Annotated in this window: 23 protein-coding genes; 7 read left to right on the forward strand and 16 right to left on the reverse strand. The window is 38.3% G+C overall.

Going from position 1 to position 24,823, the window contains the following annotated elements:
- Window positions 1-59: 59 nt before the first annotated feature.
- Genes JM79_RS05090 through JM79_RS05110 form a run of 5 tightly spaced genes read right to left on the reverse strand, consistent with a single transcriptional unit; the run spans window position 60 to window position 3,319 of the window.
- Window positions 60-869: an HAD family hydrolase gene (locus JM79_RS05090; protein WP_141877104.1), complete on the reverse strand. Its 810-nt coding sequence runs from the start codon at window positions 867-869 to the stop codon at window positions 60-62.
- The gene (locus JM79_RS05095; RefSeq protein ID WP_141877105.1) at window positions 869-1,039 is read right to left on the reverse strand and encodes an Arc family DNA binding domain-containing protein; all 171 of its coding nucleotides are present in this window, start codon (window positions 1,037-1,039) and stop codon (window positions 869-871) included. Before JM79_RS05095 ends, JM79_RS05090 begins: the two co-directional genes overlap by 1 nt.
- A gap of 3 nt (window positions 1,040-1,042) precedes the next feature.
- Complete coding sequence (locus JM79_RS05100) at window positions 1,043-1,981, reverse strand: alpha/beta hydrolase (protein WP_141877106.1); 939 nt, start codon at window positions 1,979-1,981, stop codon at window positions 1,043-1,045.
- Window positions 1,978-2,457, reverse strand: coding sequence for a hypothetical protein (locus JM79_RS05105; protein ID WP_141877107.1), 480 nt, complete (start codon window positions 2,455-2,457; stop codon window positions 1,978-1,980). Before JM79_RS05105 ends, JM79_RS05100 begins: the two co-directional genes overlap by 4 nt.
- 1 nt (window position 2,458) lies before the next feature.
- Complete coding sequence (locus tag JM79_RS05110; protein ID WP_141877108.1) at window positions 2,459-3,319, reverse strand: SPFH domain-containing protein; 861 nt, start codon at window positions 3,317-3,319, stop codon at window positions 2,459-2,461.
- 117 nt (window positions 3,320-3,436) lie between these two features.
- Here JM79_RS05110 and JM79_RS05115 point away from each other — a divergent pair, with 117 nt between their 5' ends.
- Window positions 3,437-4,219, forward strand: coding sequence for a S1/P1 nuclease (locus tag JM79_RS05115; RefSeq protein WP_141877109.1), 783 nt, complete (start codon window positions 3,437-3,439; stop codon window positions 4,217-4,219).
- Here JM79_RS05115 and JM79_RS05120 read toward each other — a convergent pair.
- On the reverse strand, window positions 4,216-4,794 hold the full coding sequence (locus JM79_RS05120; protein ID WP_141877110.1) for an alpha-ketoglutarate-dependent dioxygenase AlkB: 579 nt from the start codon (window positions 4,792-4,794) through the stop codon (window positions 4,216-4,218). The genes JM79_RS05115 and JM79_RS05120 overlap by 4 nt on opposite strands.
- 4 nt (window positions 4,795-4,798) lie before the next feature.
- Complete coding sequence (locus tag JM79_RS16225) at window positions 4,799-5,155, reverse strand: hypothetical protein (protein ID WP_141877111.1); 357 nt, start codon at window positions 5,153-5,155, stop codon at window positions 4,799-4,801.
- A gap of 147 nt (window positions 5,156-5,302) precedes the next feature.
- Here JM79_RS16225 and JM79_RS05130 point away from each other — a divergent pair, with 147 nt between their 5' ends.
- The gene (locus JM79_RS05130; protein WP_141877112.1) at window positions 5,303-7,534 is read left to right on the forward strand and encodes a response regulator; all 2,232 of its coding nucleotides are present in this window, start codon (window positions 5,303-5,305) and stop codon (window positions 7,532-7,534) included.
- A 1-nt stretch (window position 7,535) separates the two neighbouring features.
- Here JM79_RS05130 and JM79_RS05135 read toward each other — a convergent pair whose 3' ends face one another.
- Together JM79_RS05135 and htpG are read right to left on the reverse strand one after the other, a co-directional pair.
- On the reverse strand, window positions 7,536-8,351 hold the full coding sequence (locus JM79_RS05135; protein ID WP_141877113.1) for a DUF6503 family protein: 816 nt from the start codon (window positions 8,349-8,351) through the stop codon (window positions 7,536-7,538).
- A gap of 70 nt (window positions 8,352-8,421) precedes the next feature.
- Window positions 8,422-10,308 (reverse strand): molecular chaperone HtpG, encoded by a 1,887-nt coding sequence (gene htpG, locus JM79_RS05140; protein ID WP_141877114.1) that lies wholly within the window; start codon window positions 10,306-10,308, stop codon window positions 8,422-8,424.
- Between the two features lie 211 nt (window positions 10,309-10,519).
- Here htpG and JM79_RS05145 point away from each other — a divergent pair, with 211 nt between their 5' ends.
- The gene (locus tag JM79_RS05145) at window positions 10,520-11,191 is read left to right on the forward strand and encodes a TetR family transcriptional regulator C-terminal domain-containing protein (RefSeq protein WP_141877115.1); all 672 of its coding nucleotides are present in this window, start codon (window positions 10,520-10,522) and stop codon (window positions 11,189-11,191) included.
- 10 nt (window positions 11,192-11,201) lie between these two features.
- Window positions 11,202-12,509 (forward strand): AarF/UbiB family protein, encoded by a 1,308-nt coding sequence (locus tag JM79_RS05150; protein WP_141877116.1) that lies wholly within the window; start codon window positions 11,202-11,204, stop codon window positions 12,507-12,509.
- Window positions 12,510-12,634: 125 nt separating this feature from the next.
- Here the strand turns inward: JM79_RS05150 and JM79_RS05155 are convergent, their stop codons facing one another.
- Window positions 12,635-15,091, reverse strand: a complete 2,457-nt coding sequence (locus JM79_RS05155; protein WP_141877117.1) for a prolyl oligopeptidase family serine peptidase — start codon at window positions 15,089-15,091, stop codon at window positions 12,635-12,637.
- A gap of 135 nt (window positions 15,092-15,226) precedes the next feature.
- Between JM79_RS05155 and JM79_RS05160 the strand changes: the two genes are divergently transcribed.
- Window positions 15,227-16,237 carry a beta-ketoacyl-ACP synthase III gene (locus JM79_RS05160; protein WP_141877118.1) on the forward strand — a complete coding sequence of 337 codons (1,011 nt, stop codon included), beginning with the start codon at window positions 15,227-15,229 and terminating at the stop codon, window positions 16,235-16,237.
- 45 nt (window positions 16,238-16,282) lie between these two features.
- On the opposite strand, the gene JM79_RS05165 is transcribed toward JM79_RS05160, so the two are convergent.
- From JM79_RS05165 to JM79_RS05175, 3 genes are all read right to left on the reverse strand, one after another.
- The gene (locus JM79_RS05165; RefSeq protein ID WP_141877119.1) at window positions 16,283-16,480 is read right to left on the reverse strand and encodes a hypothetical protein; all 198 of its coding nucleotides are present in this window, start codon (window positions 16,478-16,480) and stop codon (window positions 16,283-16,285) included.
- Window positions 16,473-16,715 carry a DUF2007 domain-containing protein gene (locus JM79_RS05170; protein WP_141877120.1) on the reverse strand — a complete coding sequence of 81 codons (243 nt, stop codon included), beginning with the start codon at window positions 16,713-16,715 and terminating at the stop codon, window positions 16,473-16,475. Before JM79_RS05170 ends, JM79_RS05165 begins: the two co-directional genes overlap by 8 nt.
- A 66-nt stretch (window positions 16,716-16,781) precedes the next feature.
- A complete protein-coding gene (locus JM79_RS05175) occupies window positions 16,782-17,504 on the reverse strand; it encodes a hypothetical protein (RefSeq protein WP_141877121.1) in 723 nt (240 codons plus the stop codon).
- A gap of 192 nt (window positions 17,505-17,696) precedes the next feature.
- On the opposite strand from JM79_RS05175, the gene JM79_RS05180 reads away from it, so the two are divergent.
- Window positions 17,697-18,257, forward strand: coding sequence for a fasciclin domain-containing protein (locus tag JM79_RS05180; RefSeq protein WP_141877122.1), 561 nt, complete (start codon window positions 17,697-17,699; stop codon window positions 18,255-18,257).
- Window positions 18,258-18,388: 131 nt separating this feature from the next.
- Window positions 18,389-18,967 carry a DUF4136 domain-containing protein gene (locus JM79_RS05185; RefSeq protein WP_141877123.1) on the forward strand — a complete coding sequence of 193 codons (579 nt, stop codon included), beginning with the start codon at window positions 18,389-18,391 and terminating at the stop codon, window positions 18,965-18,967.
- Window positions 18,968-19,041: 74 nt separating this feature from the next.
- On the opposite strand, the gene pheT is transcribed toward JM79_RS05185, so the two are convergent.
- The 3 genes from pheT to recG form a co-directional block, all read right to left on the reverse strand.
- Window positions 19,042-21,474 carry a phenylalanine--tRNA ligase subunit beta gene (pheT, locus tag JM79_RS05190; RefSeq protein ID WP_141877124.1) on the reverse strand — a complete coding sequence of 811 codons (2,433 nt, stop codon included), beginning with the start codon at window positions 21,472-21,474 and terminating at the stop codon, window positions 19,042-19,044.
- A 132-nt stretch (window positions 21,475-21,606) separates the two neighbouring features.
- A complete protein-coding gene (locus JM79_RS05195; RefSeq protein ID WP_141877125.1) occupies window positions 21,607-22,512 on the reverse strand; it encodes a tetratricopeptide repeat protein in 906 nt (301 codons plus the stop codon).
- 144 nt (window positions 22,513-22,656) lie between these two features.
- Window positions 22,657-24,756: an ATP-dependent DNA helicase RecG gene (gene recG / locus JM79_RS05200; RefSeq protein WP_141877126.1), complete on the reverse strand. Its 2,100-nt coding sequence runs from the start codon at window positions 24,754-24,756 to the stop codon at window positions 22,657-22,659.
- Window positions 24,757-24,823 lie beyond the last annotated feature (67 nt).

Below are 24,823 nucleotides of genomic sequence, written 5' to 3' on the forward strand. Positions count from 1 at the left end.
TTTTTAAAAGTTGATCGGCAAAATACAATTTTTAAAATTTCTGCCGGTCTCCTTTTCAGTTATTGCAATAAGATCTCACGAATACTTTGCGCTACACCATCTTCCTTTCCTGGTGCGGTAACCATGTGAGCTATTTCAAGTACTTCGGGCTTGGCATTTCCTACGGCGATTCCTAAACCAACACCCTGCAGCATTTCACGATCATTATAGTTATCTCCAAAAGCCATGCTTTGTGAGAGCGGTAAACGAAAATGCTCCTTTAGCAAATGCTCCACTGCAGTAAGCTTCGATATCTTTCGGGGTGCGATCTCGAGATAACTTGGTTTGCTTCGGTACAAATGAAGATCCTCACCGTGATTTTTAACAAGAAAGTCCCTGATGCTATCGATCTTTTCTTCTTCGCCCATTGCCATGATCTTATGTGCGCCCTTCCCAGCAGCTTTCCAGCTTTCTAATACTTCGGCATTACTACTTAATTGCGGTTGTACCTTGGTATTATTAATTTCCCTACGTGTCCAGAAATCTTCTCTGGGAACATACCATTCATCAGCATGAAAAAGACTTAGATGTACATCATGTGCGATATTAAATTGATGTAAGCTTTCCAGAGTACTAATTTGAATTTCCGTAGAACTTACAGCTTTTCCATCTACGAGGATAAGTCCGCCATTATAGGAGATAATCGGTTGATGCGCTATCCCTAGCTTTTGCTGAAGATGGCGCATGGCTGCCGGCATTCTGGAGCTTATTAAAATGAATGGTATATCTCTTTCTTCCAGCGATTTAATGGTTTGTATGGTAAGTGGTGATAGGTCACGATCTGCATTTAATAGTGTGCCGTCAATATCTGAAAATACTATTTTGAACATTATTCTTGGTCGTTTTTTGGTTTGGGATGTCGCTTTGCGTCTTTCAGGGCTTTGTTAAGCATCCACTCGATCTGTCCATTGGTACTTCTGAATTCATCAGCTGCCCATTTCTCAATCGCTTTTAGCATATCTTCATCAACCCGAAGTGCAAATGCCTTTTTCTTACCCATAATTTAGTCAAGTTCCTTTACAAATTCAGTTAAAATTGAAACTAGCTCGGGGTGCAAAGGTAAGTTTGGTTCATTGTATGATTTTGAATTTACCAGTCGATCTTTCGTTTCAATTTTTCTGAAAATATGATTCATTTGATCCAGAATCGCTAACTCTGAATTCTCATTTGCCTCTGCCAGTTTTTGTGCCTGCTCTTCACTCACCTGAATATCTAAAGTTCCATTTACTACAAGGACCGGGATCTTAAGTTTACTGATTTCTTCTGAAGGGTTATATTTCATCCAGCTTGCCATGAATGGTTGAACTGAAGGTCTGAACACTGCTTCCAGCATAGGACTATAGTTAGAAGTTTTTCCATTCTCTGCCATTTCATCGAAAGCGGTACGTGCACTCACTCCTAATTCTGGAGCCATGTTCGTGACCTGCTCAGTGATAATCTCGTCAATAGGATCTGCAGCGCCGGCTAGGGAAATAAATGCGTCAGCATTTTCCTGAGCGACCAGCATCCCAATGAGGCTCCCTTCACTGTGTCCGGCTATGATGATCTTGCTGAATTTTTCTTCTTTTCTGAAATGCATTACTACATTTTTAGCATCCTCGACAAAATCCTCGAAGATCATGTCTTTTTCGCTTAATTGAAGTTTTTGTGCTTTAAAGATTCGTTTATCATATCTAAAAGAAGCAATCCCATTGGCCGCAAGTTCCCGAGCTATTTTTTTTATGCCATCGTTCTGCAACATAGGCTGATTCCCATTTCTATCTGTTGGGCCAGATCCCTGGATGAAAATGATGAGGTATTTATCATTTTCGTTGACCGGTAATGTTAGCGTACCATCTGTAAATTCATCTATACTTCGTTCAGTTTCTGTGAATGTCGTATCCTGTGCTAATGCGAATAGCGAGGAGATGATCATCAAAACTAAACAGATTGATTTCTTCATTCTTTATGATTTTTAAAATTCTTGTTGATCGCTCTTCTTGCCAGATCAGGTTTTTCTGTACCAATTAAAAAGCGTTCATTATTTTTTGTGATGATCTGTATGCCTTTGTTACCTGAAACGTTATAGGCTTTCGCTCTTCCGAAGCCTCGAATTCCCCATCCTCCATATTCAGAAACAGGTGCGTAGGTTCTTACATAACATTCCTGAATCTCGTCCCAGTTATAATTTCTTCTGAAGAAAGGTAAAGGTTCAAAACCTGCGCTAATTCCTTTGCTGTTAATCCTTGTTTCAAGGTTCAGAATAAATATCAGGATAAAAATCACCAAACTAATTATTGGCGCAATCAGACTTTTAAGCCGTACCTTATTTATGGATATTTCAGAAAAAAGAGGGAGTGCACTGGCAATTACAATGGTGATCAAAAGAATAATAAGCCACCATTGTCTGAATCTCTGGTTCTCCTTGAATATGCGCATTCTAGTGATTCAAAGTTCCGGCATTTACTACGGGTGTCGCATCCCGATCTCCACATAACACCACCATTAGATTGCTAACCATTGCGGCTCTGCGTTCCCCATCAAGTTCAACCACTTGCTTTCTGCTAAGTTCCTCGAGTGCCATTTCCACCATACTAACTGCACCTTCTACGATCTTGTGCCTGGCAGCTACAATTGCCGTAGCCTGTTGTCTTTTTAACATAGCACTGGCAATTTCGTTTGCATAGGCAAGATATCCAATACGAGCTTCTAGAACTTCAATTCCAGCTATATTCAATCGTTCCTCCAGCTCTTTTTCCAAAGCATCACTTACTTCATTTACACTGGATCTCAAAGTGATATCCTCATCCAGACCTTCATCTGCAAAGTTATCATATGGGTATAAACTGGCTAATTTCCGAACGGCTGCATCAGTCTGTACCACTACGAAATTCTCAAAATTATCTACATCAAAGGATGCTTTAAAAGTATCCTGAACCCTCCAAACCAGAATGGTACTAATCATTACTGGATTTCCAAGCTTATCATTCACTTTTAATCTTTCGCTGTCAAAATTTCTCGCTCTTAGTGAGATCTTCTTTTTAGTATAGAACGGATTCACCCAGAAAAGTCCGTTTTCCTTTACCGTTCCCTTATAATCACCAAAAAGAAGTAGTACTCTCGACTCGTTTGGATTCACCAGGATAAGTCCGGGAACTATAAGAAAAGCCATTAGAACACCCAATGCCCATGCAGGACTACCGGTATTGAAAATGGCAATAATACTTCCAAACAAAAGGATCAAAAATGCAAACAGCATAATGTATCCATTAAATCCAGTGATAGTTTTTTCTTCAGTCATTTGAAATATGATATTAAAATGATATCATAAATATACTATATTAAATTTAATGAATTTCAATTCTTAACATTAAAATTTTATTGGGAGTCTTATATTTGGATCCTATAAATTACTACTATGAAAAAAATATTATTTCTTTTTTCCGTTTTACTGATGTGTGCCAAAGGTCAGGCAGCTGATTCAGATTGGGGGAAAACAGGTCACCGTGCAACTGCAGAGATCGCGCAAAATCATTTATCTAAAGAAGCTCAGAAGGCGATCAATGATCTACTGGATGGCCATGGACTTGCATTTGTGGCTAATTACGCAGATGACATCAAAAGCGATGCTGCATACAGAAAATATGGACCTTGGCACTATGTGAACATTGATCCAGATCAGGATACTTATATCGAAGCTGAAGCAAGTGAAGATGGTGACCTGGTTCAAGCCATCAGAAAATGCGTAAAAGTTCTAAAGGATAAGTCGGCTTCCAGGGATGAGAAGCAGTTTCATTTAAAAATGCTGGTACATTTTGTTGGAGATCTGCATCAGCCATTTCATACCGGACATTCTGAAGATAAAGGCGGAAACGATATACAGGTGAGATGGTTCAATGATGGTTCGAACATTCACCGGGTGTGGGATAGTGAGATGATCAATTTTTACCAGATGAGCTATACTGAATTAGCGATGAATACAGGAAGGCTTACCAAGAAGCAAAAGGCAACAATACAGAAAGGTGAATTGCTGGACTGGGTTTATGAATCGAGAGATATGGCAGATGATCTTTATAATGGAGTAGAGAATGGTGAAAAGCTAGGATATAGATATATGTATGATCATATGCCGCAGGTACTGGCCCAATTGCAAAAAGGCGGACTTAGACTTGCGAAGGTATTGAATGATATCTACTCTTAATATATTTTTCGAAACGTGAGATTTATTCTGGGGCCAATCTGCTTCTTTGTTTTAGGCAATTGATGTTTCCAGAATTTCTGAGTTTCACCTCTCATTACTAAAAGGCTGCCGTGTTGCAGCCTTTTTTTGTAGGTAAGATTTTTATCTTTTCGGTCCTTTAGATGAAACATGCGGGGCTCACCAACACTTACTGAAGCAATAAAAGGATTGGTTCCAAGCTCCTTTTCATCATCGGCATGCCAGCCCATACTATCCTGACCATCGCGATAGAGATTCGCCAGGCAGGCATTAAAAGACTGTTCACAAATCTCTTCACAGCGTTCCTTAACACCTGTCAAATAGGTAGGAAATAGCTCCGGATGCATCGTAAGACCAGAATAGGTATATGCATTGTTATTATCACTGAATAAAGCGGTAAGTCTTGGCTGAAGTATTTCCTTCCCAAACATTTTAATATGATCCTGTCTCCAATGATCGTAATCCATCAAGTTAACAAAGAGTTTATCTGCTTGTTCATTGCTTAGAAAATTTTCAATATAGAGCAGACTTGCACCTCGTAATTCTATAATTTCCATAAGCCTATGTCAGGTAAAAAAGTGCCCACCATATAAGAACGAACTGTAGGGGAATTCTCGCAATTAAAATCCAGCGTGAAATTCCTGCTGCGGCCTTTTTTGAGGACAGCATATAAAAGTGTACCAGTAAAAATATAAGCAGCATAATCGCAATACCATAGATGGAAGCGTTTCGTGTTGAAGTGAATAATAATCCGATCCCAAGAAGTATCTCAGCGAGACCACTGAGTAAAACCAGCTGTTTATGGGACGGAAGGTATCTTGGCATAATTCGCATATACATTTTCGGTTTTACAAAATGCATAATACCTGCGAAAATGTACATAAAGGACATTAAAAATAGATGCCACGGATTTTCCATAATTAAGATTTTTGATGAAGATAATGCAAATAAATGCATGGCTAAATTGTTAATAGTTAGATGTTTTTTGAAAATTTTAGTTGTGTAAGTACTTTAAATGGAGTAATTTCAGCGTCCAAAATCTATCGATAACCTAATATAAATTAATTGAAAACAAACGTTTCAGTTTATTTTCTCTTGTTTTTTTTATGCTTCAGCGTTACTAATGCGCAGCATAGCCTTGAAAAACCGAAAGATACACTTCAAACTCTGCTTGACAAAGTCAACGAGGATATTCTAAAATACCAGTATCAGCAAGCGGTAGATAAGGCTTATGATCTAGTCACTTTAGCCAAAGAAAAGGATAATAATCTATATGTTTCTAGAGCTTATCATTCCCTGGGACATATATATTCTGATACAAAAGATCTAGACCGTGCCCGGCAGAATTATGCTTTTGGTCTGGAATACGCCGAAAAGACTGGAAATGATTCCATACTTCTAACATCTTACAATAATCTTGGGAACGCCCTTTCTGAGAATCCAGCATACAGGGATGAAGGGATCGATTATTATAATAAAGCTATAAAGCTCGCAAGGGACCTAAATATGAGGGAAGAGCTTATTGCGCCAACCACCAACATTGGCTGGACCTACCTTGATGCAAATCAATATGATAGAGCATTTCCATTCCTGGATCGTGCACTCGAACTAATGCTGGATGAAGTTAAAGAAAACGATTCGCGTTATAATGTCTGGTTATCTCAAATGTATATGCTGCATGGAAGGTATTATGTGCATAAAAAAGCATTTGATTCTGCACACGTATATTACGATAAGTCTCTACAGTTAGCAGAAAAGGATAGTCTGTATATTCAAGCGGCTGAGGCTTATAAATATTATGCTGCGTTTCTCGAAAAGGAAGGAGATTATCAGGGAGCCTTCAATGCACAAAGAAAGTTTACCGAATTCAATGATCTCATATTCGAGAATGAAAAAGTACGGGAGATGGAGATCGCTGATGCGAAATTCAAACTATCAGAATATGAAAAGGATCTTGAAATTGCCCAGAGAGAAGAGAGCCTTAAGGATGAATTGATAAGTCGTTCTAAGGAAAAAGTGATCATTATGGTCATTTCTTCAGTAGTACTGGTTTTTATATTGGTGTTTCTTTTCAAAATAAACCGTGATAGAAGAAACCTTATTTCTGAGCTTCAGAAGAAAAATAAGCAGTATAAATCTGCACGTGACCAGGCTGAAAATTTATCCAGGATGAAAACCAGGTTTTTCAGTACGGTGAGTCACGAGATTCGAACGCCTTTATACGGAGTGATTGGGCTTACCTCGCTACTATTGGAGGATAAAAGGCTGAAAAAACATAAAACTGATCTGAAATCATTAAAATTTTCTGCAGATTATCTTCTGGCGCTTATCAACGATGTTCTGCAAATGAATAAGATGGAGAGCAATGAAGTTAAGCTGGAAAGTGTTTCGTTCAACATTCGGGAACTTCTAAGTAGTATTGTAAACAGTTTTGAGTTTACGAGAGTACAGAATAAGAATGAGATCATTCTGGATATTGACGATCAAATTCCATCATATCTTATAGGCGATTCAGTTCGTTTGTCGCAAGTTCTTATGAATCTGGTTGGTAATGCCATGAAGTTCACCGAGCGTGGCCTTATTAAAATCAGCATCAATCATCTGGAGGAGAATACTGATACCGCGAAGATCCATTTTGTAATTGAGGATAATGGTCCAGGGATACCTGAAAGTAAGAAGAAGATGATCTTTGAGGAATTCTCGCAATTAGAGAATAGCAATTATAATTACCAGGGAACAGGACTAGGTTTACCTATTGTAAAAAAATTACTGAAACTCTTTGGTTCTAAGATCAAACTGGACACTAAAGAAGGGGAGGGATCGTCATTTAGTTTTACTATAGACTTCGGAATTGATCACACAAAAGCTGAAGTTCCGGTCATAGAAGATGATCTGGATCAACTTGCTTTGCATGGTAAAAAACGTATCCTGATTGTTGATGATAACCGAATCAATCAAGTAGTTACCAAAAGAATTCTTGAGAAGAAGGATTTTGAATGTGAAGTTGCCGGCGATGGTACCACAGCCATAGAAATGGTCAGGGAATCTAATTACCATCTTGTACTTATGGATGTAAATATGCCTGGTATTAGCGGACTGGAAGCTACCAGTGAAATTCGCACCTTCAATAAATATCTTCCTATTGTAGCTTTAACGGCTGTGGAGGTAGAAGAAATTCGTGAGGAGATCCAATCCGCAGGGATGAGCGACATCATTATAAAACCATATGATGTCCAGCAATTTTACCAGATCATTTATAAGAACTTAAGCATGTCTGCTATTCCAGAGAAGGTTTAGCTTATTTCTTAACCTCTTTTGAGTTTTCGGGAATCTGAAAATAATTCTCCTCAGGTTGAAAGAACTGGACATTCGAGATCTTTGCCTCTCCAATTTTATCACCTAATCCGCTTTCTTCATTCCAGTTATGGAAACTCCAGGTAGTGGCAAAACTTACATCTTCGACTGTCTTGTAATCGCTATAGACGATCGCATGTGGATTTTCTTCAGCTTTAGACTTATCTGTACCAAAAGTCACAATATAGGCGGCGGCCTTTAATAACTTGCTTTTATCGTCCTGATACACCACATACCAGTCGTCTGGTGAATCTCCGGTATCACTTTTAAAAGTTAATTTAGAGGATGGATATTCTAGGCTATCAAGCTTACGCTGACTTGATTCTTCCCAAACGGTACCTGGATCTGTTAGTTTGAAAGGCATAGCAAAGAAATATTGCCAAGTGAAAATATCAAAACGAGCGCCATCTGTAGCACTGGAATCTGGTGATATGGCCACCTTACTTCCATCAAATACGATGGTAGAACCATTATTCTTTTCAACCTTGATACCACTTGAGTTGGTATTCATAGCCAGTTTTGCATTCAGTCTTTCTGAACCTCCAAAGTTAAGCTGAATATCAATGGAAACTGCTTCCTTCATTTTAAAGCCAGCTTTGTTGTGAGCCTCTTCGATATTTTCAGAAAAACTTAAAACCTGCGGAGGGCCGGCGCCATCTCCAATGCCATTATCAGGTTCAACAGGGATTTTCTCTTCTTCGGAAGAATTCTTACAGCTTACGATGCTGACAATTAAGAATAGAACGATCAATTTCTTCATAGTATTTAATTTATTGGTTAATAAAAAAGCCGCTGTAAATCAGCGGCTTTGTTAGTCGGAAGTAAAGTGATTACTTTACCATATCGAAACTTCTTTTGATAAAATCAGTAAGTTCTTCACCTTTCAGAAGATTTTGAGACAATCTTGCAAGGTCGAGCGATTGCTTGATCAAGCGTTGTTGTTTCTTCTCAGTTTTGGTATTTAGAATAGTATTTATCAACTCGTGGTTGGTGTTAACCACAAGGTTATACATTTCAGGCATATTGCCCATTCCAAACATTCCGCCACCACCGGTTTGCTGCATTTCTTTCATTCTACGCATAAATTCCGGTTGCGTAATGATTAGCGGCGCGGCAGTGCTATCCATTGCTTCCATCTGGATCGTATACTTTTCCGCAGGAATTACTTTTTCGAAATCACCTTTAAGCTGTTCCTTCTCTTCATCAGATAATTTTGAGATCTTCTCATCATCTGTCTTAATAAGGTTATCTACGTGATCTGAATCTACTCTTACGAAAGAAATATTTTCGTGAGAGGTTTCAAGCTTTTGAAGCAGGTGAGAAACGATAGGGCTATCCAGCATTAGTACTTTGTAGCCTTTATCCTTAGCTGCCTGGATATAACTATGTTGCTCGTCTTTATTAGAAGCATATAAAACAACCAGTTTATCATCCTTATCGGTTTGATTATCCTTGATCGCTTCTTTAAGCTCTTCAAAAGTGAAGAATTCGTTTTCTGTTGTTGGATACAGCGCGAACTTATCAGCTTTTTCGAAGAATTTATCTTCTGAAAGCATTCCGTATTCGATCACGATTTTAATATCATTCCATTTTTTCTCGAAATCCTCACGATTGTTGTTGAATAAGCTTTTCAGTTTATCTGCAACTTTACGTGTGATATAACTCGATATTTTCTTAACGGCACCATCAGCCTGTAAATAAGACCTTGATACGTTTAGTGGAATATCTGGAGAGTCGATCACTCCACGAAGCATCGTAAGGAATTCCGGTACGATACCTTCCACATTATCGGTTACATAAACCTGGTTCTGGTATAACTGGATTTTATCCTTCTGGATATTCATATCCTGAGCCATTCGAGGGAAATAAAGGATTCCTGTCAGGTTGAAAGGATAATCTACATTTAGGTGGATATGAAATAATGGATCTTCGAATTGCATTGGATACAATTCCTTATAGAAACCATTATAGTCTTTTTCCTCTAAATCTGTTGGTTGCTTTGTCCAAGCAGGATTTGGATTGTTGATGATATTATCAACGGTTTTTGTTTCCGGCTTAGCATCCTCTTTAGCATCTTCAGGGAGTGGTAAGGTTTCTTCCTTAGTACCAAACTTAATTGGTATAGGCATAAACTTATTATACTTTACCAAAAGTTCCTGGATTCTATTCTCTTCCAGAAATTCTTTATCCTCATCGTTAATATGAAGGATCACTTCAGTCCCGTGAGTAGATTTTTCAGCATCTTCAAGTGTGAATTCTGTAGTACCTTCACAAATCCAGTGAGCTGCAGGTTCATCTTTATGAGACTTAGTTAAGATCTCTACTTTGTTCGCTACCATAAAAGCAGAATAGAAACCAAGACCAAAATGGCCTATTATTCCACTGTCTTTTGCAGAGTCTTTGTATTTGTCAAGAAACTCTTCAGCTCCAGAAAAGGCAACTTCATTAATATATTTCTTAACCTCATCTTTCGTCATCCCAATACCCTGATCAATAATATGCAGCGTATTGTTTTCCTCGTTAATTTTTACTTCAATCGTAGGATTGCCATATTCAACATTAGCTTCACCTAGACTACTAAGGTGCTTTAATTTTAAAGTTGCATCGGTTGCATTTGAGATCAGCTCCCTTAAAAAGATTTCATGATCACTGTATAAAAACTTTTTAATAAGCGGAAATATGTTTTCAACAGACACATTTATTTTTCCGGTTGCCATATAATTTGATTTAGAATTTTGTTCGGTTTTAGAGATTCAAAAAAAATACCAATAATGCTTTGCTGTCAAACTGACACCCTATGTAATGAAAGCCCTAAAAATACGTCTAAGCCATTGTATTTAGCTGAATGAGAACTTTTAACAAAGTTTTGTTTATCGAATAACCTAAATAATTAAACAAAGTAGTATCTTTGAAAAAGAAATAATAATTATGGCAAAGGCAACAGGAAATAGTAAGGTGAAGAAGAAGCCAAGTGAGGACAAGTTAATAGCAATCTACATGGATTATGTACTTGTGAATGAAAGTACTCCACGAAGTGTATATAAGTTTGCTAAAAAAAATGATATAACCGAACAGGAGTTTTATGAATTCTTCGGAAGTTTTGATGGTTTAAGAAAGAAGATCTGGGCTAAGTTTTTTGATAATACCCTATCTGTCATGGAGAAGTCACCAGATTATCACTCCTTCAGTAATCGCGAAAAGCTACTCACTTTTTTCTATACATTCTTTGAGGTATTAACTGCAAACAGAAGTTACGTTCTCTACGCACTTAGTGAGCACGAGGACCGAATGAAGAACCTTGAACAACTTAAAGGTTTGCGTAAAAAGATGCGCAGTTTCGCCAAGGAATTGATTGCTGACGGAAATAGTGAAAAATCTTTTAAACTATTCGAGCAGAGTGAAAGTATTTTTAGCGAAGGAGTATGGGTTCAATTTCTATTCCTGCTAAAATTCTGGATGGAGGACAATTCCCCATCCTTTGAAAGTACAGACGTGGCAATTGAAAAATCTGTACATACCGTATTTGATCTATTCGATAATACTCCCTTGGAGCGTGTAGTAGACTTCGGGAAGTTCTTATGGAAAGAACGAATGGCCTAATAAAAAGATTATGAAAACGATAGATAAAATTCCAACAGGTAAAATAGGCCGTACCAGCAAACTGGTTCAGACCGGGGTTAAGATTGGTGGGAATTACATCAAATATTACGGTAAAAAGGCATTTAATTCTGAACTAACACGTGATGAATTGGATGAAGATAATGCTACAGATATTTATGACGGGCTTAAAAGTCTAAAGGGAAGCGCATTAAAGGTAGCTCAAATGCTATCAATGGAGAAGAATTTACTTCCTGGTGCGTACGTAGAAAAGTTTAGCCTGGCGCAATTTAGTGTCCCGCCACTTTCAGCTCCATTAGTAAGAAAAACTTTTAAGAAATATAACGGAGCATATCCGGAAGAACTTTATGATACTTTTGCAACCCAGTCGGTTAATGCCGCCAGTATCGGTCAGGTACACAAGGCGACAAAAGATGGGAAAAAACTTGCTGTGAAAATCCAATATCCGGGGGTTGCAGATAGTATCAGTTCAGATCTTGCGATGGTAAAACCAATTGCTTTAAAAATGTTCAATCTTTCAGCAAAGGATTCTGAAAAGTATTTTAAGGAAGTTGAAGGAAAACTTCTTGAGGAAACTGATTATATTCTGGAAGTGAAGCAAAGTAAGCATATTTCCAAGGCGGCTGCTCACATTCCTAATATTAAATTCCCAAAATACTATGAAGATCTTTCCAGCGAGAGAATAATTACTATGGACTGGATGAATGGAATGCATCTTAGTGAATTTTCTAAACAGAATACTTCACAGGAGCTTGCAGATAAAGTAGGTCAGGCTCTTTGGGATTTTTATATGTTCCAGATTCACGGACTACAGATGGTACATGCAGATCCACATCCGGGAAATTTCATGGTGGATTCTGAGAATAATCTGATCGCCATTGATTTTGGTTGTATTAAACAAATTCCAGATGATTTTTATACTCCTTATTTCTCATTGACAGATCGCAATAATCTTGATAATTCAGATTATTTCCACGGAAGATTATTGGAGCTGGAAATTCTTCAGGAAAAAGATACAGATAAGGAGAAGAAGTTTTTCTCTGAAATGTTTTACGAGATGTTTGCAATGTTTTCAACTCCGTATCAATCTGAAGTATTCGATTTTACAGATAAAGAATTCTGGGACAATCTTTCCCAGCTAAGTGAAAAATATTCTAAGGATCCGGAACTACGTCGTATGAATGGAAATCGAGGAAGTAGGCATTTCCTTTATATGAGTAGAACATTCTTCGGTTTATATAATTTGTTACATGATCTCAAAGCTAAAGTTGAGGTTAATAAGTTTAGAGGACTCCTCTAATGGTTGATTTATTGGTTAGGTTGAAGAGAGCGTAGTTGTTGGTAGCAGCTGCGCTTTCTTTTTTTTGGTACAAAAAAAGCCCCCGGTTTACCCCGAGGGCTTTTTATTAGGATGAGAAAAATGTATTAATTCCCAGCTTCCTGCTGTTCAGTATTAGATTCTATTTCTCTATTCTTCACATATTTTTCCAGCCATTGATCCTGTTCCCATAATACGTGCAGTACAGATTCCTTTGCGCTATAACCATGACTTTCCTTAGGTAACATCACCAATCTTGCAGTTGCTCCTAATCCTTTAAGTGCATTAAAATAACGCTCACTTTGCATTGGATAAGTTCCTGAGTTATTATCTGCTTCCCCATGGATCATCAATAACGGAGTATCCATTTTTTCTGCATGCATAAAAGGAGACATGGTATTATAAATTTCCGGAGCTTCCCAGTAATTTCTTTCTTCACTTTGAAACCCAAAAGGGGTAAGGGTACGATTGTAAGCACCACTTCGAGCGATTCCTGCAGCAAAAAGATCTGAATGAGAAAGCAGGTTAGCAGTCATAAAAGCGCCATAACTGTGTCCGCCAACGGCTACTCGATCACGATCTACAAATCCTCTTTCATCCACAGCATCTATAGCCGCTTTCGCATTTGCTACCAATTGCTTTCTGAATGTGTCGTTAGGTTCTTCATCACCTTCTCCTACTATTGGGAACGATGCATCATCGAGCACTACATAACCTCTGTTCACCCAATATACTGGCGATCCGTAATAAGGATATGTAAAATCGTTAGCATTGGAAGTGTTCTGGGAAGCTGAATTTTTATCCTTGAATTCTCTTGGATATGCCCACATGAACATAGGAAGTTTTTCAGGGTTAGACATATCATAACCAGCTGGGAGATAAAGAGTGGCATTTAGTTCCAGACCGTCATCTCTCTTATAAGTTATCACTTCCTTATGAACTTCTTCCAGGGATTTGAAAGGATTCTTGAAATTGGTGATCTGGGTTAGTTTATTCTTAGAACCTATATCTCTAATAAAGTAATTCGGGTACTCGGTAGAAGATTCAATACGAACTAGGATCTCACCTTTATCAATGTCCAGAGCTTCCACCAGGCTTTCTTTTTGATCTTTTAGTTCAGATTGGTACATACGTTCAGTTTCACCAGAACTGAGATCGATTTTATCCACAAAAGGAAATTGTCCATCCTCTGTAAAACCTGAACCCATTAGAAAAGCTTTATCTTTATCAAGTTCAAGAACAGAACGTCCCCATTTGTTTTTGGACATCACAAATCTACCTGGATCGCTGTATACATCCTGATAATTTCTGTCAAAAATGATTTCCGGCTTCTGGGAGGAATTGGATGGATCAAAAACATAGGTTTTCGTATTTCTGGTATTCCACCAGTAATCGTTCGCTAAGGCAGTATCATCATCGCCCCAGGTAATTCCGCTTGCACGATTCTTAAGTTTAATAAGGGATTTCCCTTCACCTTTAAATGGCGCATCAAGCTGAAAATATTCATCTCTGTATTCAACTTCTTTTTCAGGATCTCCACCATCAAGAGCCACAACATAGGTTAAGGTCGCAGGACGATCACTTCTCCAACTCCAATCTCGTTTGCCTTCTCTTTCGGCCATAAAACCTTTTGGCAGATCCTCTATGAGCGGTACTTCATTAATCATATTTACTAGTTGCCCATTCTTGTCATATATACTCGTTTCTGAAGGGAATCTGTAATATGGAACCAGGTATGAAAATGGCTTTTTTAAATGTGTAACCATTACATATTCTCCGTCTGGCGAGAATGATATATCAGAATACATTTTGGGAGCCATCCATGACGAAACTGTACCATCCAGATTTACTTTCATGATCTCAGATCTGGCTAATTGTTCGAAATTATATTCATCATCAGGATTCTTCAGTAGATCCTGATAGGTTCTGTTCTGGGCTTCTTTTCCATCGCTAACCGAAATTGTAGGACCCGAGGGAACCGAAGTTTCGGTATCGATTAACGCTTTTCTATCTTTAGGAAGGGTAGTGACCAGAATAGCAGAATTATCTCTAAACCAGTTCACAGTGCTGCGCATATTCGCATTAAGATTGGCCTCGGTAAGTTTTCTTGCAGCAGCATTTTCAATATCAAGTACCCACAATTCTACTCCAGTATCTGTAGTATGAGTAAATGCCATCATACTTTCATCTGGTGACCAGGAAAAATTGGTAAGACGAGGGTTTTCCGGAAGTCCGTTGACCTGTACCGGTTCTTTTGCTTTTACAGATTTAACTTTGAAGTTATTGTAATAACGTGCTCTGCTATTAATATTGGTCACGGGGTTAATTCTCAAACCACCCAGGCGTAATTCTTCTTCGCTTAGTTCGGCTATGCTTTTAAATTGATCACGGTACAGGAAGATCATCATTTCTGCATCACTATCTATTAGAGTGGAAGGTGCCAGGGGAACATCGATAAGTTCAAGGATTTCCTGCGGTGGTTTCTGGTAGTCCAGGTTTTCCTGAGCTGCCATTCCATTAAGGAACAGAAAAGATCCCGCCAGACATAACAAAAGTCGGTTCATAATGTGAATTTTAGATTTAAATTTAAATGATTGCAAGCTTAATAGTAGTGTTAATGTTTCTTATATTGCGCGTCGGAATTTTCGCAAATTCATTAAATTTAATAAGAATTATTTTTAATATCATAATTTTTACCCATGTATCAGACAAAAATTGCAGGATTAGGAAAATATGTACCGGAAAATGTTGTCACGAACGATGATCTTTCGAAACTGATGGATACGAACGATGAGTGGATCACCGAGCGTACCGGAATTAAAGAAAGAAGACACATCAAGAAAGGAGATGGCAACACTACTGCAAGCATGGGAGTGAAAGCTGCCAAAATTGCCATCGAAAGAGCTGGAATCTCAAAAGACGATATAGATCTAATTGTATTCGCAACACTAAGTCCAGATTACTATTTTCCTGGGTGTGGTGTTCAGGTTCAGGAAATGCTGGAGATAGATACCTGCCCTGCCCTGGATGTTCGTAACCAGTGTAGCGGATTTATTTACGCAGTTTCAGTAGCAGATCAATTCATCAAGACGGGAATGTATAAGAACGTACTGGTAATTGGTAGTGAGAATCATAGTGGAGGTCTTGATTTTACCACCAGAGGGCGATCGGTTTCAGTTATTTTTGGTGATGGAGCAGGAGCAGCCGTACTTACAAGAAGTGATCACAACGGGCAGGGAATACTTTCCACCCATTTACATTCTGAAGGGAAACACGCACTTGAATTGTCATTGAAAGGACCAAGTACGAACCACTGGGTACCAGAGATCATTGCAGAGAATCCGCAGGGAGATGATATTCCTTACTATCCTTATATGAATGGGCAGTTCGTTTTCAAAAATGCGATCCAGAGATTTTCAGAAGTGATCAATGAAGGGCTTAAGGAAAACGGACTTTCAGTTTCAGATATTGATATGCTTATTCCACACCAGGCGAATTTGAGGATTTCTCAATTCGTTCAGCAAAAGTTTAAGCTTGCTGATGACAAGGTTTATAATAATATTCAGAAATATGGAAATACCACTGCGGCTTCTATTCCTATTGCTCTTACTGAAGCTTGGGAACAGGGTAAAGTAAAAGAAGGAGATACCGTGGTGCTGGCTGCTTTTGGAAGTGGCTTCACCTGGGGAAGTGCTATTATGAAATGGTAGTCAAAAAATTGAAGTAAAAAGACCGGCATTTGCCGGTCTTTTTTTTTAAACACCTTTATAGTATTTATATAGGTCGTAAATTCCGAAGAGAATAAATCCCGCGGCGATCGCAGTTCCAAAATTATCGGTTTCTATCGCAGTTAGTTTTTGATAAAGTCTAAAGCTTCCGTAGCAAATAAAGACGATCCCAAGGATAAGATTCCATTTGTTACGTTGAGGTTTTTCTTCAAGTTCATTATTCATTATCGAAGTCATTTGGGAATGTAGACTTAGCGATCTTCAAAGCTTCGTCGAAATCTTTTTCAAAAACGAATAATAATACCATCCCGTGCGTGGAACCAAAACCAGCAAGCCTGGCCGACTCTACATCGTTTCTCATTCTCGAGTGGATATTGCTTTCGCCAAAAAGTTCCTGCAGGTATTGCACATTTGTTTCCGGTCCGGTATAGACTCTTTTATATTCTTCTGAAGTACTCATATTTTACAAGATAAGATTACAAAATACGAATATACCGAAGTATTTGGCTACTTCATCAAAATTTAATTAAGCGTTGAAATATTTGCTGTCCCAAATTTCTGTACTAAAATTTTTACCCATTTTGAAGCCATAGAAAATAGAGATCCCGGCAAACCATTTAAAGATAAAAAAGAATATCATGAAAAACTGAGTTGTGGATTGCTGCGGACTAAATAATCCATCGGGAACTAAAAGAGCACTAAGAAAGCTGGTGATAAGTAATAGCGCAAGAAAATTCTCAAGAGTTTTAAATGGCCACATGAGTAGTCTTCTTAAAGGATGGAGATCATTTCCCCATTTATGGATGAGGTAATAATAATCATTCCCCATTGGAGCGAATAATAATGGATCATCAGCATTCTTCAGTTTAAATAACTTGGAAGGAGCTATGATCTTAAAACCTTTTAAAATAGTGTCATGTTCATTCTCCAGACTTTTGATTCTGGTGATCGCTTCGTAAGGAATTTCAGATTTAAACAATCCGGAATCCAGGAATCTAAGTCTGTAGATCACACATAACTTATAAATATCATCTTTGTGATAAATTCGGTTTGATTCCAACAGATCGAAATTAAGATCATTCGATTCCTCTTGTATTTCCTGGAGATTTTTATGAATAGTTTCTTCACGGAAGTTGTCCTGCATAAGGATCTCGCGAACCTCATCCATGATCAGCTGCTCATCGATACGTTTATTACGTGTTTTATTTAATTGATGCTGTAGATTCGTGCGGGATATTTTCAACTTCATGTTCATAGTCTTTAAGCTGTACTAAATTAATTATTAAGCTCAAGACTAACAACGACTTACTATATTTTTTCTGCTAATAATCAAAACTTTAGGAGATGTTCTATCTTGTTAAAAGAATCCCAATTGCCTTCAATTTAAAAACCGTTGAAGCAACCTACGCGTAACTTAGATACATAAACTAAACAATTAATTATGAAAAAGTTACAATTACTAAGCTTACTAAGTTTTCTATTCATCGCGACTAGCGGTATTGCTCAAAATTCAAAGAACACTAAAATGGTTGGAGGAGCTGAAATGTACCCAACTAAGAATATCGTAGAAAATGCGGTTAATAGTAAAGATCATACAACTCTGGTTGCTGCGGTAAAGGCTGCTGAACTGGTAGAGGTATTGAGCAGTGATGGACCATTTACAGTATTTGCTCCTACAAACAAGGCTTTTGAAGCACTTCCTGAAGGAACAGTGGAGACTTTGCTAAAAGAAGAAAACAAAAGTAAATTACAGTCAGTTTTGACATACCATGTTCTTGCAGGAGACTTTAAAGCTGCAGACATCGTAAATGCTATCAAAAAAGGAAATGGAAAAGCAACTTTCAAAACCGTAAGCGGTGCAGATATCACTGCTATGATGGATGGAAAGAATGTAAAGGTTAAAGATGCTGCTGGAAATGTAGCTACTGTAACCATAGCAGATGTAAATCAATCAAACGGAGTGATCCATGTAATTGACACAGTTCTTCTACCAACCAAATAATTCAGATTTTCTGAAAATTGTGAAAAAGCGGCTGATAGCCGCTTTTTTCAGTTAAATAAAAGTCAAACCGGGTCTGTAATTTTACTATTCTGTTCTTTCCGGTTACATTCAGAATTACTAAAAAAAAAGCTATGAAAAATTTGAAAACATTTCTCGTTATAAGCATTGTGGCACTCGCTATGGCTTCTTGCGGAAGTAGTGCTCCAACCGCAAAAGACGATCTAAAACAATTAAAATCTTACGACACTTATGCATTCCTGGCGAATAAGGATACGATCCTGAATCGTAAACTGGATAATAAGGCGATCAATTCAACGATTGTTGCGACCATCAACGCGAACATGAAAGAAGAAGGCTTTAGTCTTGATAAGCTACAACCTGATGTTCTCGTATATGTTCACCCAATGTTCGATGAAAAGGTGGCGGTAAACGCAAATCCTGTTTACACGAATTACCCATATTACAAGCCGGGCTTCTTTATTGGTTCTTATTATGAAGATTACCTGTACGAAAACTATTTTACGGTACAGAGAATTAGCGGATCGAGAGTGAAGCAGGTGCCTTATCGTGAGCGCTCGATTGTGATTGATCTAATTGATCGAAGAACGAACGAGATCTTGTGGAGAGGAACTTCCGAAGAGACTATTGAAACTAAGAGAATGGATCGTGAGATTCGTGAATATGTGGATGAGATCTTTAAGGATCTGTAATTTCACGATGATTTAAAGCAAAAAAAACCGTACTCGATGTACGGTTTTTTTGTTTTAATACTACATAGCGAATATTAGCGTAATTCTGCTTTTAATTCCTTTTCAAATCTATACTGAAGCTTACTCATCATCTTATCTACTTGCTTATCTGTAAGCGTTTTGTTCTCGTCCTGGAATACAAAGCTTACTGCGTAACTTTTCTTGCCTTCCGGAAGGTTCTCACCTTCGTAAACATCAAAAAGGCTAACGTCTTTCAATAATTTCTTTTCCGTTTGTTTTGCGATTTGATCGATCTCATCGTAAGTCACAGAATTATCAAGAAGCAAAGCAAAATCTCTTCGCATGCTAGGATACTTCGGAATAGCACTAAACTTATTCTGATGTTGTTTAGCAGCTTCTATGATTTCATCCCAGTTAAAATCTGCGTAAACCACTTCCTGATCTATATCGAATTTCTTCAGAATTGATCTTTTAACCACACCGAAGTCTACCAGTTTAGATTTTTTCGTACTCATCTGAAGGCTTTCAGAAAATACAGAGCTTTTACCTGTCTTGGTTTTAAGTGTATTCAAAATTCCTAATTTCTGAAAAATAGATTCGATCACTCCTTTCAGGTAAAAGAAGTTTCCAGCCGGGAAATTTGGTGCATTCCATGTCTCAGCAGTTCTGTTACCAGACATGAACAAGGAAAGATGTTTCTTTTCTTCCCTGCCACTAACAAAAGAATGATAGGTCTTTCCAAATTCGAAAATGCGAAGATTAACTCGTTTTCGGTTTAGATTGTAACTAATAGCCTCCAGCCCTGAAAAAAGCATTGTTTGTCTCAAAACTGAAAGATCCTGACTTAGAGGATTTAACATTTTTACCTGGTACTCATCTTTAGCATCATCGCTAAAGTCATTATAAGCTGGCGTTGTTAGCGAATTAGCCATGGTTTCATAGAATCCCTGTCCTATAAGCTGCTGAGCGATAAGATTCTGAATCTTATAATCCTCATATTTAGAGGTGTTAGCTACAGATAAGCTTAATTTATCGCCAAACTTGATATTATTGTAACCATAGACTCTAAGGATCTCCTCGATCACATCTGACTCTCTCTGCACATCCACACGATAAGAAGGGATCGTAAGCCCCATCCCGGTTTCTGTAACATTATTCACTCTGATCTCAAGAGAAGCAAGAATAGATTTTATAGTTTCTTCCTCAAGGTTCTCACCAATAAGTTTGTTAACCTTCTCAAAGGTTAGAAAAACCTGGAAGTCTTCGATCTTTTTAAAATAGAGATCATCAATATCGCTGGTGATCTCACCACCAGAAATTTCCTTGATTAGCAGAGCAGCTCTTTTTAAAGCATATTCTACAGAATTGATGTCGATTCCTCTTTCAAACCTAAAAGAAGCATCGGTATTGATCGCGTGTCTTTTTGCAGTTTTTCGAACGCTTACAGGGTTGAAGTAAGCACTTTCAAGAAATATTTGTGTAGTACCTTCGGTTACGCCGCTTCCAAGTCCGCCAAATACTCCGGCGATACAAAGAGGTTTTTCAGCATCACAGATCATGAGGTCTTCAGCATGTAATTCGCGCTCGACTTCATCTAATGTTGTGAATTTAGTTCCTGCCTCAACGGTCTTAACGTTGATCTCGTTACCAGCGATCTTACCGGCATCGAACGCGTGTAGTGGCTGTCCAAGTTCATGCATTACATAATTGGTAGCATCTACAATATTGTTCTTTGGGGCAAGTCCAATTGCTTTCAATCTATTCTGAAGCCATTTCGGGGATTCACCAACCTTTACATCAGATATCGTTACTCCGCAATATCTAGGAGCAAGATTAGAATCATCTACTTTTATCTGGATCTTTAAACTTCTGTTATCAACATGAAAACTACTAACTGAAGGGGTGATGAGTTCAAGAAATTTCCCCTGTTGCTGGTAGCCTGCTTTTAAGTCCCGGGCGACACCCCAGTGACTCATTGCATCTGCACGGTTAGGTGTAAGGCCAATTTCAAAAACTTCGTCGTTTTCTACTTCAAAAAGCTCAGCAACCGGAGTTCCGGGAACCAGCTCATTATCCATCACCATAATACCTTCATGACTCTGGCCTAAACCAAGTTCTTTTTCAGAACAGATCATTCCATAGCTTTCTTCACCACGAATTTTTCCTTTTTTGATCTCCCAGCTTTCACCTTTTTCATCATATAGTACAGTACCAATAGTTGCCACCGGCACTTTCTGTCCTGCTGCGATATTTGGAGCACCACAAACGATCTGTACTTCTTCACCGTTTCCAAGATTCATCCTGGTGAGGTTCAACCTGTCTGCATTTGGATGAGCTTCACAGCTTAAAACATGACCAACTACTACGCCGGCCATACCTCCTTTTACACTTTGAAAAGTATCAATACCTTCTACTTCCAGACCAAGATCTGTAAGAAGTTCTCCGGTAGTCTCTGCATTTTCAGGTAGTTTAATAAACTGTTTTAGCCAGTTGTATGAAATCTTCATGGATTAGTCTTTTTCAGCCAGCAAAGATAGTATTACAGATGGTTTTGTCATAATCTAGAATCCTATTTTGTAGACCTTAAAAAACAAAGGAGACCATTAGTGTCTCCTTCGCTGTTTTATAGTTTAAAATCTTTAATTTTTCCGGGTAAGATTCATTGTTCTGGACTTGTTCCAGCCACTTTCGTTTTCTTCATAAACTGCCCATTTAACCGAGCCGTCTTCTTTTGTAATGTTGTGCTTGAATCTAAGCTGTTGATTGCTTTCATCCAGATAACTCTCCACGATCTCGTATTGATCTGGTCCCATTTCCTTTACTTTCATCTTTGAATTTGAAATTCCTTCAGGCGCATTTCTTCGCATAAAGACCACATCAAATTCATCTTCCAGCGGATTGTATACCATGACTCTTTTACAGCATGGCTTACTATCGCCTGTATCATGATCTACAACCAGCATGGAACCGGCCTCATCAAAAGAAATACGGTTCGAACTATTGGTCGTGTTCATAACTTCACCATTCTGATAAACCTGGGTTTCATTATTCCAGTTTCCAATTAGAAAATTAAGTTGTTTATCCCTGTTTTCGATAATAGCGATCTTAGCCAGACCTGCTTCCATGATCAAATCATCCTGTTCATGATCATGCTTTTCAGCAATGGCAAGAGACTTTTCAATGTATTTAACGGCTTCATCTTTCTTATCCATTTCCAGCAAAACATCAGAAAAGGAATCATAAGGATTGGCTTCCTGCGGATATTCATCGATCTGAGCCTGGAACAACATTTTTGCGGCTTCCAGATCATTTTCTTCCTGCATCAATCTGTATGCTAGAATATTCAAAGGTTCAGCCATGCCTTCGTAAGCGGTATTTGGATTATTCTTCTGGTAGTTCTCCAAAACAGCTTTCGCACCCTGGTTCTTATAGACCTGGTAAAGTTCATCTACACTTGACTGCGCCTGATCCTGCGCATTCATACTAAGAATTAGAAAGAATAATAATGTTCCAATTCCCCATTTAAGTTTAAAATTTCTGCCCATGATATATTGAATTTTGTGGTTAAACCGAAGCTATAAAGGGGCATTCTAAAGTACAGAATAGGTTGAGGCTATTTCCCGGGGGTAAGTCTTCTAAAGATAAATAAAAATTTAATCAATTGATTGTCAGTAGCTAATAAGATTCGGTTAGCTAATGTAATTCCAGATCGTTTTGTTCTTGACCAGCCGTGAATAGGCGTTTTTCACAGTGCTATTTTTTTCGTTCTCCAGGTTTGGATCTTCTTTGAGCAACCTGTTCGCATAAAACCTGGCTGATTGCAGAATTGCATTATCTTTCACGATATCTGCGATCTTTAAATTAAGTACCCCGCTTTGCTGAGTTCCCATAAGATCACCAGGACCTCTTAGCTTCAGGTCAACTTCAGCGATCTCAAAACCATCGTTGGTAGAAGTCATCGTTTCCAATCTCGTTTTACTATCGTTGGAAAGTTTATGACCCGTCATAAGAATGCAAAAACTCTGTTCAGCACCACGTCCAACACGTCCTCTTAACTGGTGCAATTGCGAAAGACCAAATCTCTCCGCACTTTCTATGATCATTACACTGGCGTTAGGAACATTTACGCCGACTTCGATCACAGTAGTAGCGACCATAATATCTGTTTCACCTTTTACAAATCGATCCATTTCAAAATCCTTGTCGGCAGGTTTCATCTGGCCGTGAACAATAGAGATCTGGTTATCTGGAAATTCTCTGGCGATACTTTCGTAGCCATCCATAAGATCTTTATAATCCATTTTTTCAGATTCCTGTATAAGCGGATATACGATATAAACCTGGCGGCCTTTCTGAATCTCATCCCGAATAAAAGCAAAAACCTTTAAGCGATTACTATCATAGCGATGAACGGTTTTAATAGGTTTACGTCCTGGAGGTAATTCATCAATGACCGAAATATCCAGATCTCCATACAAACTCATAGCCAGAGTACGCGGAATTGGAGTTGCAGTCATCACCAGAACATGAGGTGGAATATGGTTCTTCTTCCATAGCTTCGCTCTTTGGGCCACTCCAAAACGATGTTGCTCATCGATCACAGCAAGACCAAGATTCTTAAATTTCACTTTGTCTTCCAGAAGAGCATGGGTACCAATAAGAATATGTATCTCGCCAGATTCCAGTTGTTCATGGATCTCCCGGCGCTCTCTGGTTTTGGTTGATCCGGTAAGCAATCGAATATTCAATTTTAGTTCTACACAAAGTTCTACCAAACTATGATAATGCTGAATGGATAGAATTTCTGTAGGAGCCATCAAACATGCCTGAAAATTATTATCGAGCGCAAGGAGCATGGACATCAGGGCAACAATGGTTTTACCGGAGCCTACATCTCCCTGTAATAGCCTGTTCATCTGGGCGCCGCTTCCCATATCTCCTCGAATTTCCTTGACTACACGTTTTTGAGAATTGGTAAGTTCGAACGGTAAATGATTGCTGTAAAAGTCGTTGAAAATATGACCTACTTTGTCAAAATTGAAACCCTTGATCTTTTGTTTATGCATTAGGTTTCTGCGCAGTAATTGCAGTTGCACATAAAATAGCTCCTCGAATTTGAGTCTGAACTGCGCTTTTGCCAATAGCTCCTGGTTCTTCGGAAAATGAATATTGAATAGCGATTCTGCCTTTCCTAAAAGCTTTAGTTCTTCCAGTAATTCCGGATTCAGACTTTCAGAAAATTTCATCCCGGTTTGTTGCAGCACTTCCTGCATCAATTTCATGATCATTCTATTAGTAACTCCTTTCTTCTGAAGTAATTCAGTAGAAGGATATACCGGTTGCATGGCTACCCTTAAATTCCTCTTATAATCTGATACCAGTTCAAGCTCCGGATGTGGCATACTGAACATCCCACTGTAAAAATGCGTTTTTCCGAAGATGACATAAGGCGTATTCAATTTGATGTTTTCCCTTATCCATTTATGCCCTCTAAACCAGACCAGCTCCATTCTTCCGGTGTCATCAACAAAGTCGGCTACCAGGCGTTTACCTTTCTTCTGTTCAACCATTTTTAGATGGACAATCTTACCAACAATTTGCACTTCCGAAGAATTTTGCTGCAATTGTGCGACCTTATAGAAACCTGTTTTATCTATATATCGATTAGGAAAAAAATTGATGAGGTCTCGATAGGTGCTGATGTTGAGTTCCTTCTTAAAAAGATCGGCCCGGTTGGGACCAACTCCTTTAAGATACTCAATAGGTGTTTGCAGCAGGTTCTGGATCATAAAAACGAAGATATTAAATAGGTTTGATTTACATGGGCGGCGGTGTAGAAACTCGTTTTAATCTTCA

Source organism: Gramella sp. Hel_I_59, assembly GCF_006714895.1.
In the GTDB taxonomy this organism is placed as follows: domain Bacteria; phylum Bacteroidota; class Bacteroidia; order Flavobacteriales; family Flavobacteriaceae; genus Christiangramia.

What these genes read in the sequence shown, in the direction of transcription:
- htpG (WP_141877114.1), bottom strand. Translation starts at nt 10,308, where the DNA reads ATGGCAACCGGAAAAATAAATGTGTCTGTTGAAAACATATTTCCGCTT.
- JM79_RS05135 (WP_141877113.1), bottom strand. Translation starts at nt 8,351, where the DNA reads ATGAAGAAATTGATCGTTCTATTCTTAATTGTCAGCATCGTAAGCTGT.
- JM79_RS05185 (WP_141877123.1), top strand. Translation starts at nt 18,389, where the DNA reads ATGAAAAATTTGAAAACATTTCTCGTTATAAGCATTGTGGCACTCGCT.
- JM79_RS05180 (WP_141877122.1), top strand. Translation starts at nt 17,697, where the DNA reads ATGAAAAAGTTACAATTACTAAGCTTACTAAGTTTTCTATTCATCGCG.
- JM79_RS05195 (WP_141877125.1), bottom strand. Translation starts at nt 22,512, where the DNA reads ATGGGCAGAAATTTTAAACTTAAATGGGGAATTGGAACATTATTATTC.
- JM79_RS05170 (WP_141877120.1), bottom strand. Translation starts at nt 16,715, where the DNA reads ATGAGTACTTCAGAAGAATATAAAAGAGTCTATACCGGACCGGAAACA.
- recG (WP_141877126.1), bottom strand. Translation starts at nt 24,756, where the DNA reads ATGATCCAGAACCTGCTGCAAACACCTATTGAGTATCTTAAAGGAGTT.
- JM79_RS05155 (WP_141877117.1), bottom strand. Translation starts at nt 15,091, where the DNA reads ATGAACCGACTTTTGTTATGTCTGGCGGGATCTTTTCTGTTCCTTAAT.
- JM79_RS05100 (WP_141877106.1), bottom strand. Translation starts at nt 1,981, where the DNA reads ATGAAGAAATCAATCTGTTTAGTTTTGATGATCATCTCCTCGCTATTC.
- JM79_RS05110 (WP_141877108.1), bottom strand. Translation starts at nt 3,319, where the DNA reads ATGACTGAAGAAAAAACTATCACTGGATTTAATGGATACATTATGCTG.
- JM79_RS05145 (WP_141877115.1), top strand. Translation starts at nt 10,520, where the DNA reads ATGGCAAAGGCAACAGGAAATAGTAAGGTGAAGAAGAAGCCAAGTGAG.
- JM79_RS05095 (WP_141877105.1), bottom strand. Translation starts at nt 1,039, where the DNA reads ATGGGTAAGAAAAAGGCATTTGCACTTCGGGTTGATGAAGATATGCTA.
- JM79_RS05165 (WP_141877119.1), bottom strand. Translation starts at nt 16,480, where the DNA reads ATGAATAATGAACTTGAAGAAAAACCTCAACGTAACAAATGGAATCTT.
- pheT (WP_141877124.1), bottom strand. Translation starts at nt 21,474, where the DNA reads ATGAAGATTTCATACAACTGGCTAAAACAGTTTATTAAACTACCTGAA.
- JM79_RS05105 (WP_141877107.1), bottom strand. Translation starts at nt 2,457, where the DNA reads ATGCGCATATTCAAGGAGAACCAGAGATTCAGACAATGGTGGCTTATT.
- JM79_RS05090 (WP_141877104.1), bottom strand. Translation starts at nt 869, where the DNA reads ATGTTCAAAATAGTATTTTCAGATATTGACGGCACACTATTAAATGCA.
- JM79_RS05160 (WP_141877118.1), top strand. Translation starts at nt 15,227, where the DNA reads ATGTATCAGACAAAAATTGCAGGATTAGGAAAATATGTACCGGAAAAT.
- JM79_RS05175 (WP_141877121.1), bottom strand. Translation starts at nt 17,504, where the DNA reads ATGAAGTTGAAAATATCCCGCACGAATCTACAGCATCAATTAAATAAA.
- JM79_RS05150 (WP_141877116.1), top strand. Translation starts at nt 11,202, where the DNA reads ATGAAAACGATAGATAAAATTCCAACAGGTAAAATAGGCCGTACCAGC.
- JM79_RS05120 (WP_141877110.1), bottom strand. Translation starts at nt 4,794, where the DNA reads ATGGAAATTATAGAATTACGAGGTGCAAGTCTGCTCTATATTGAAAAT.
- JM79_RS05115 (WP_141877109.1), top strand. Translation starts at nt 3,437, where the DNA reads ATGAAAAAAATATTATTTCTTTTTTCCGTTTTACTGATGTGTGCCAAA.
- JM79_RS16225 (WP_141877111.1), bottom strand. Translation starts at nt 5,155, where the DNA reads ATGGAAAATCCGTGGCATCTATTTTTAATGTCCTTTATGTACATTTTC.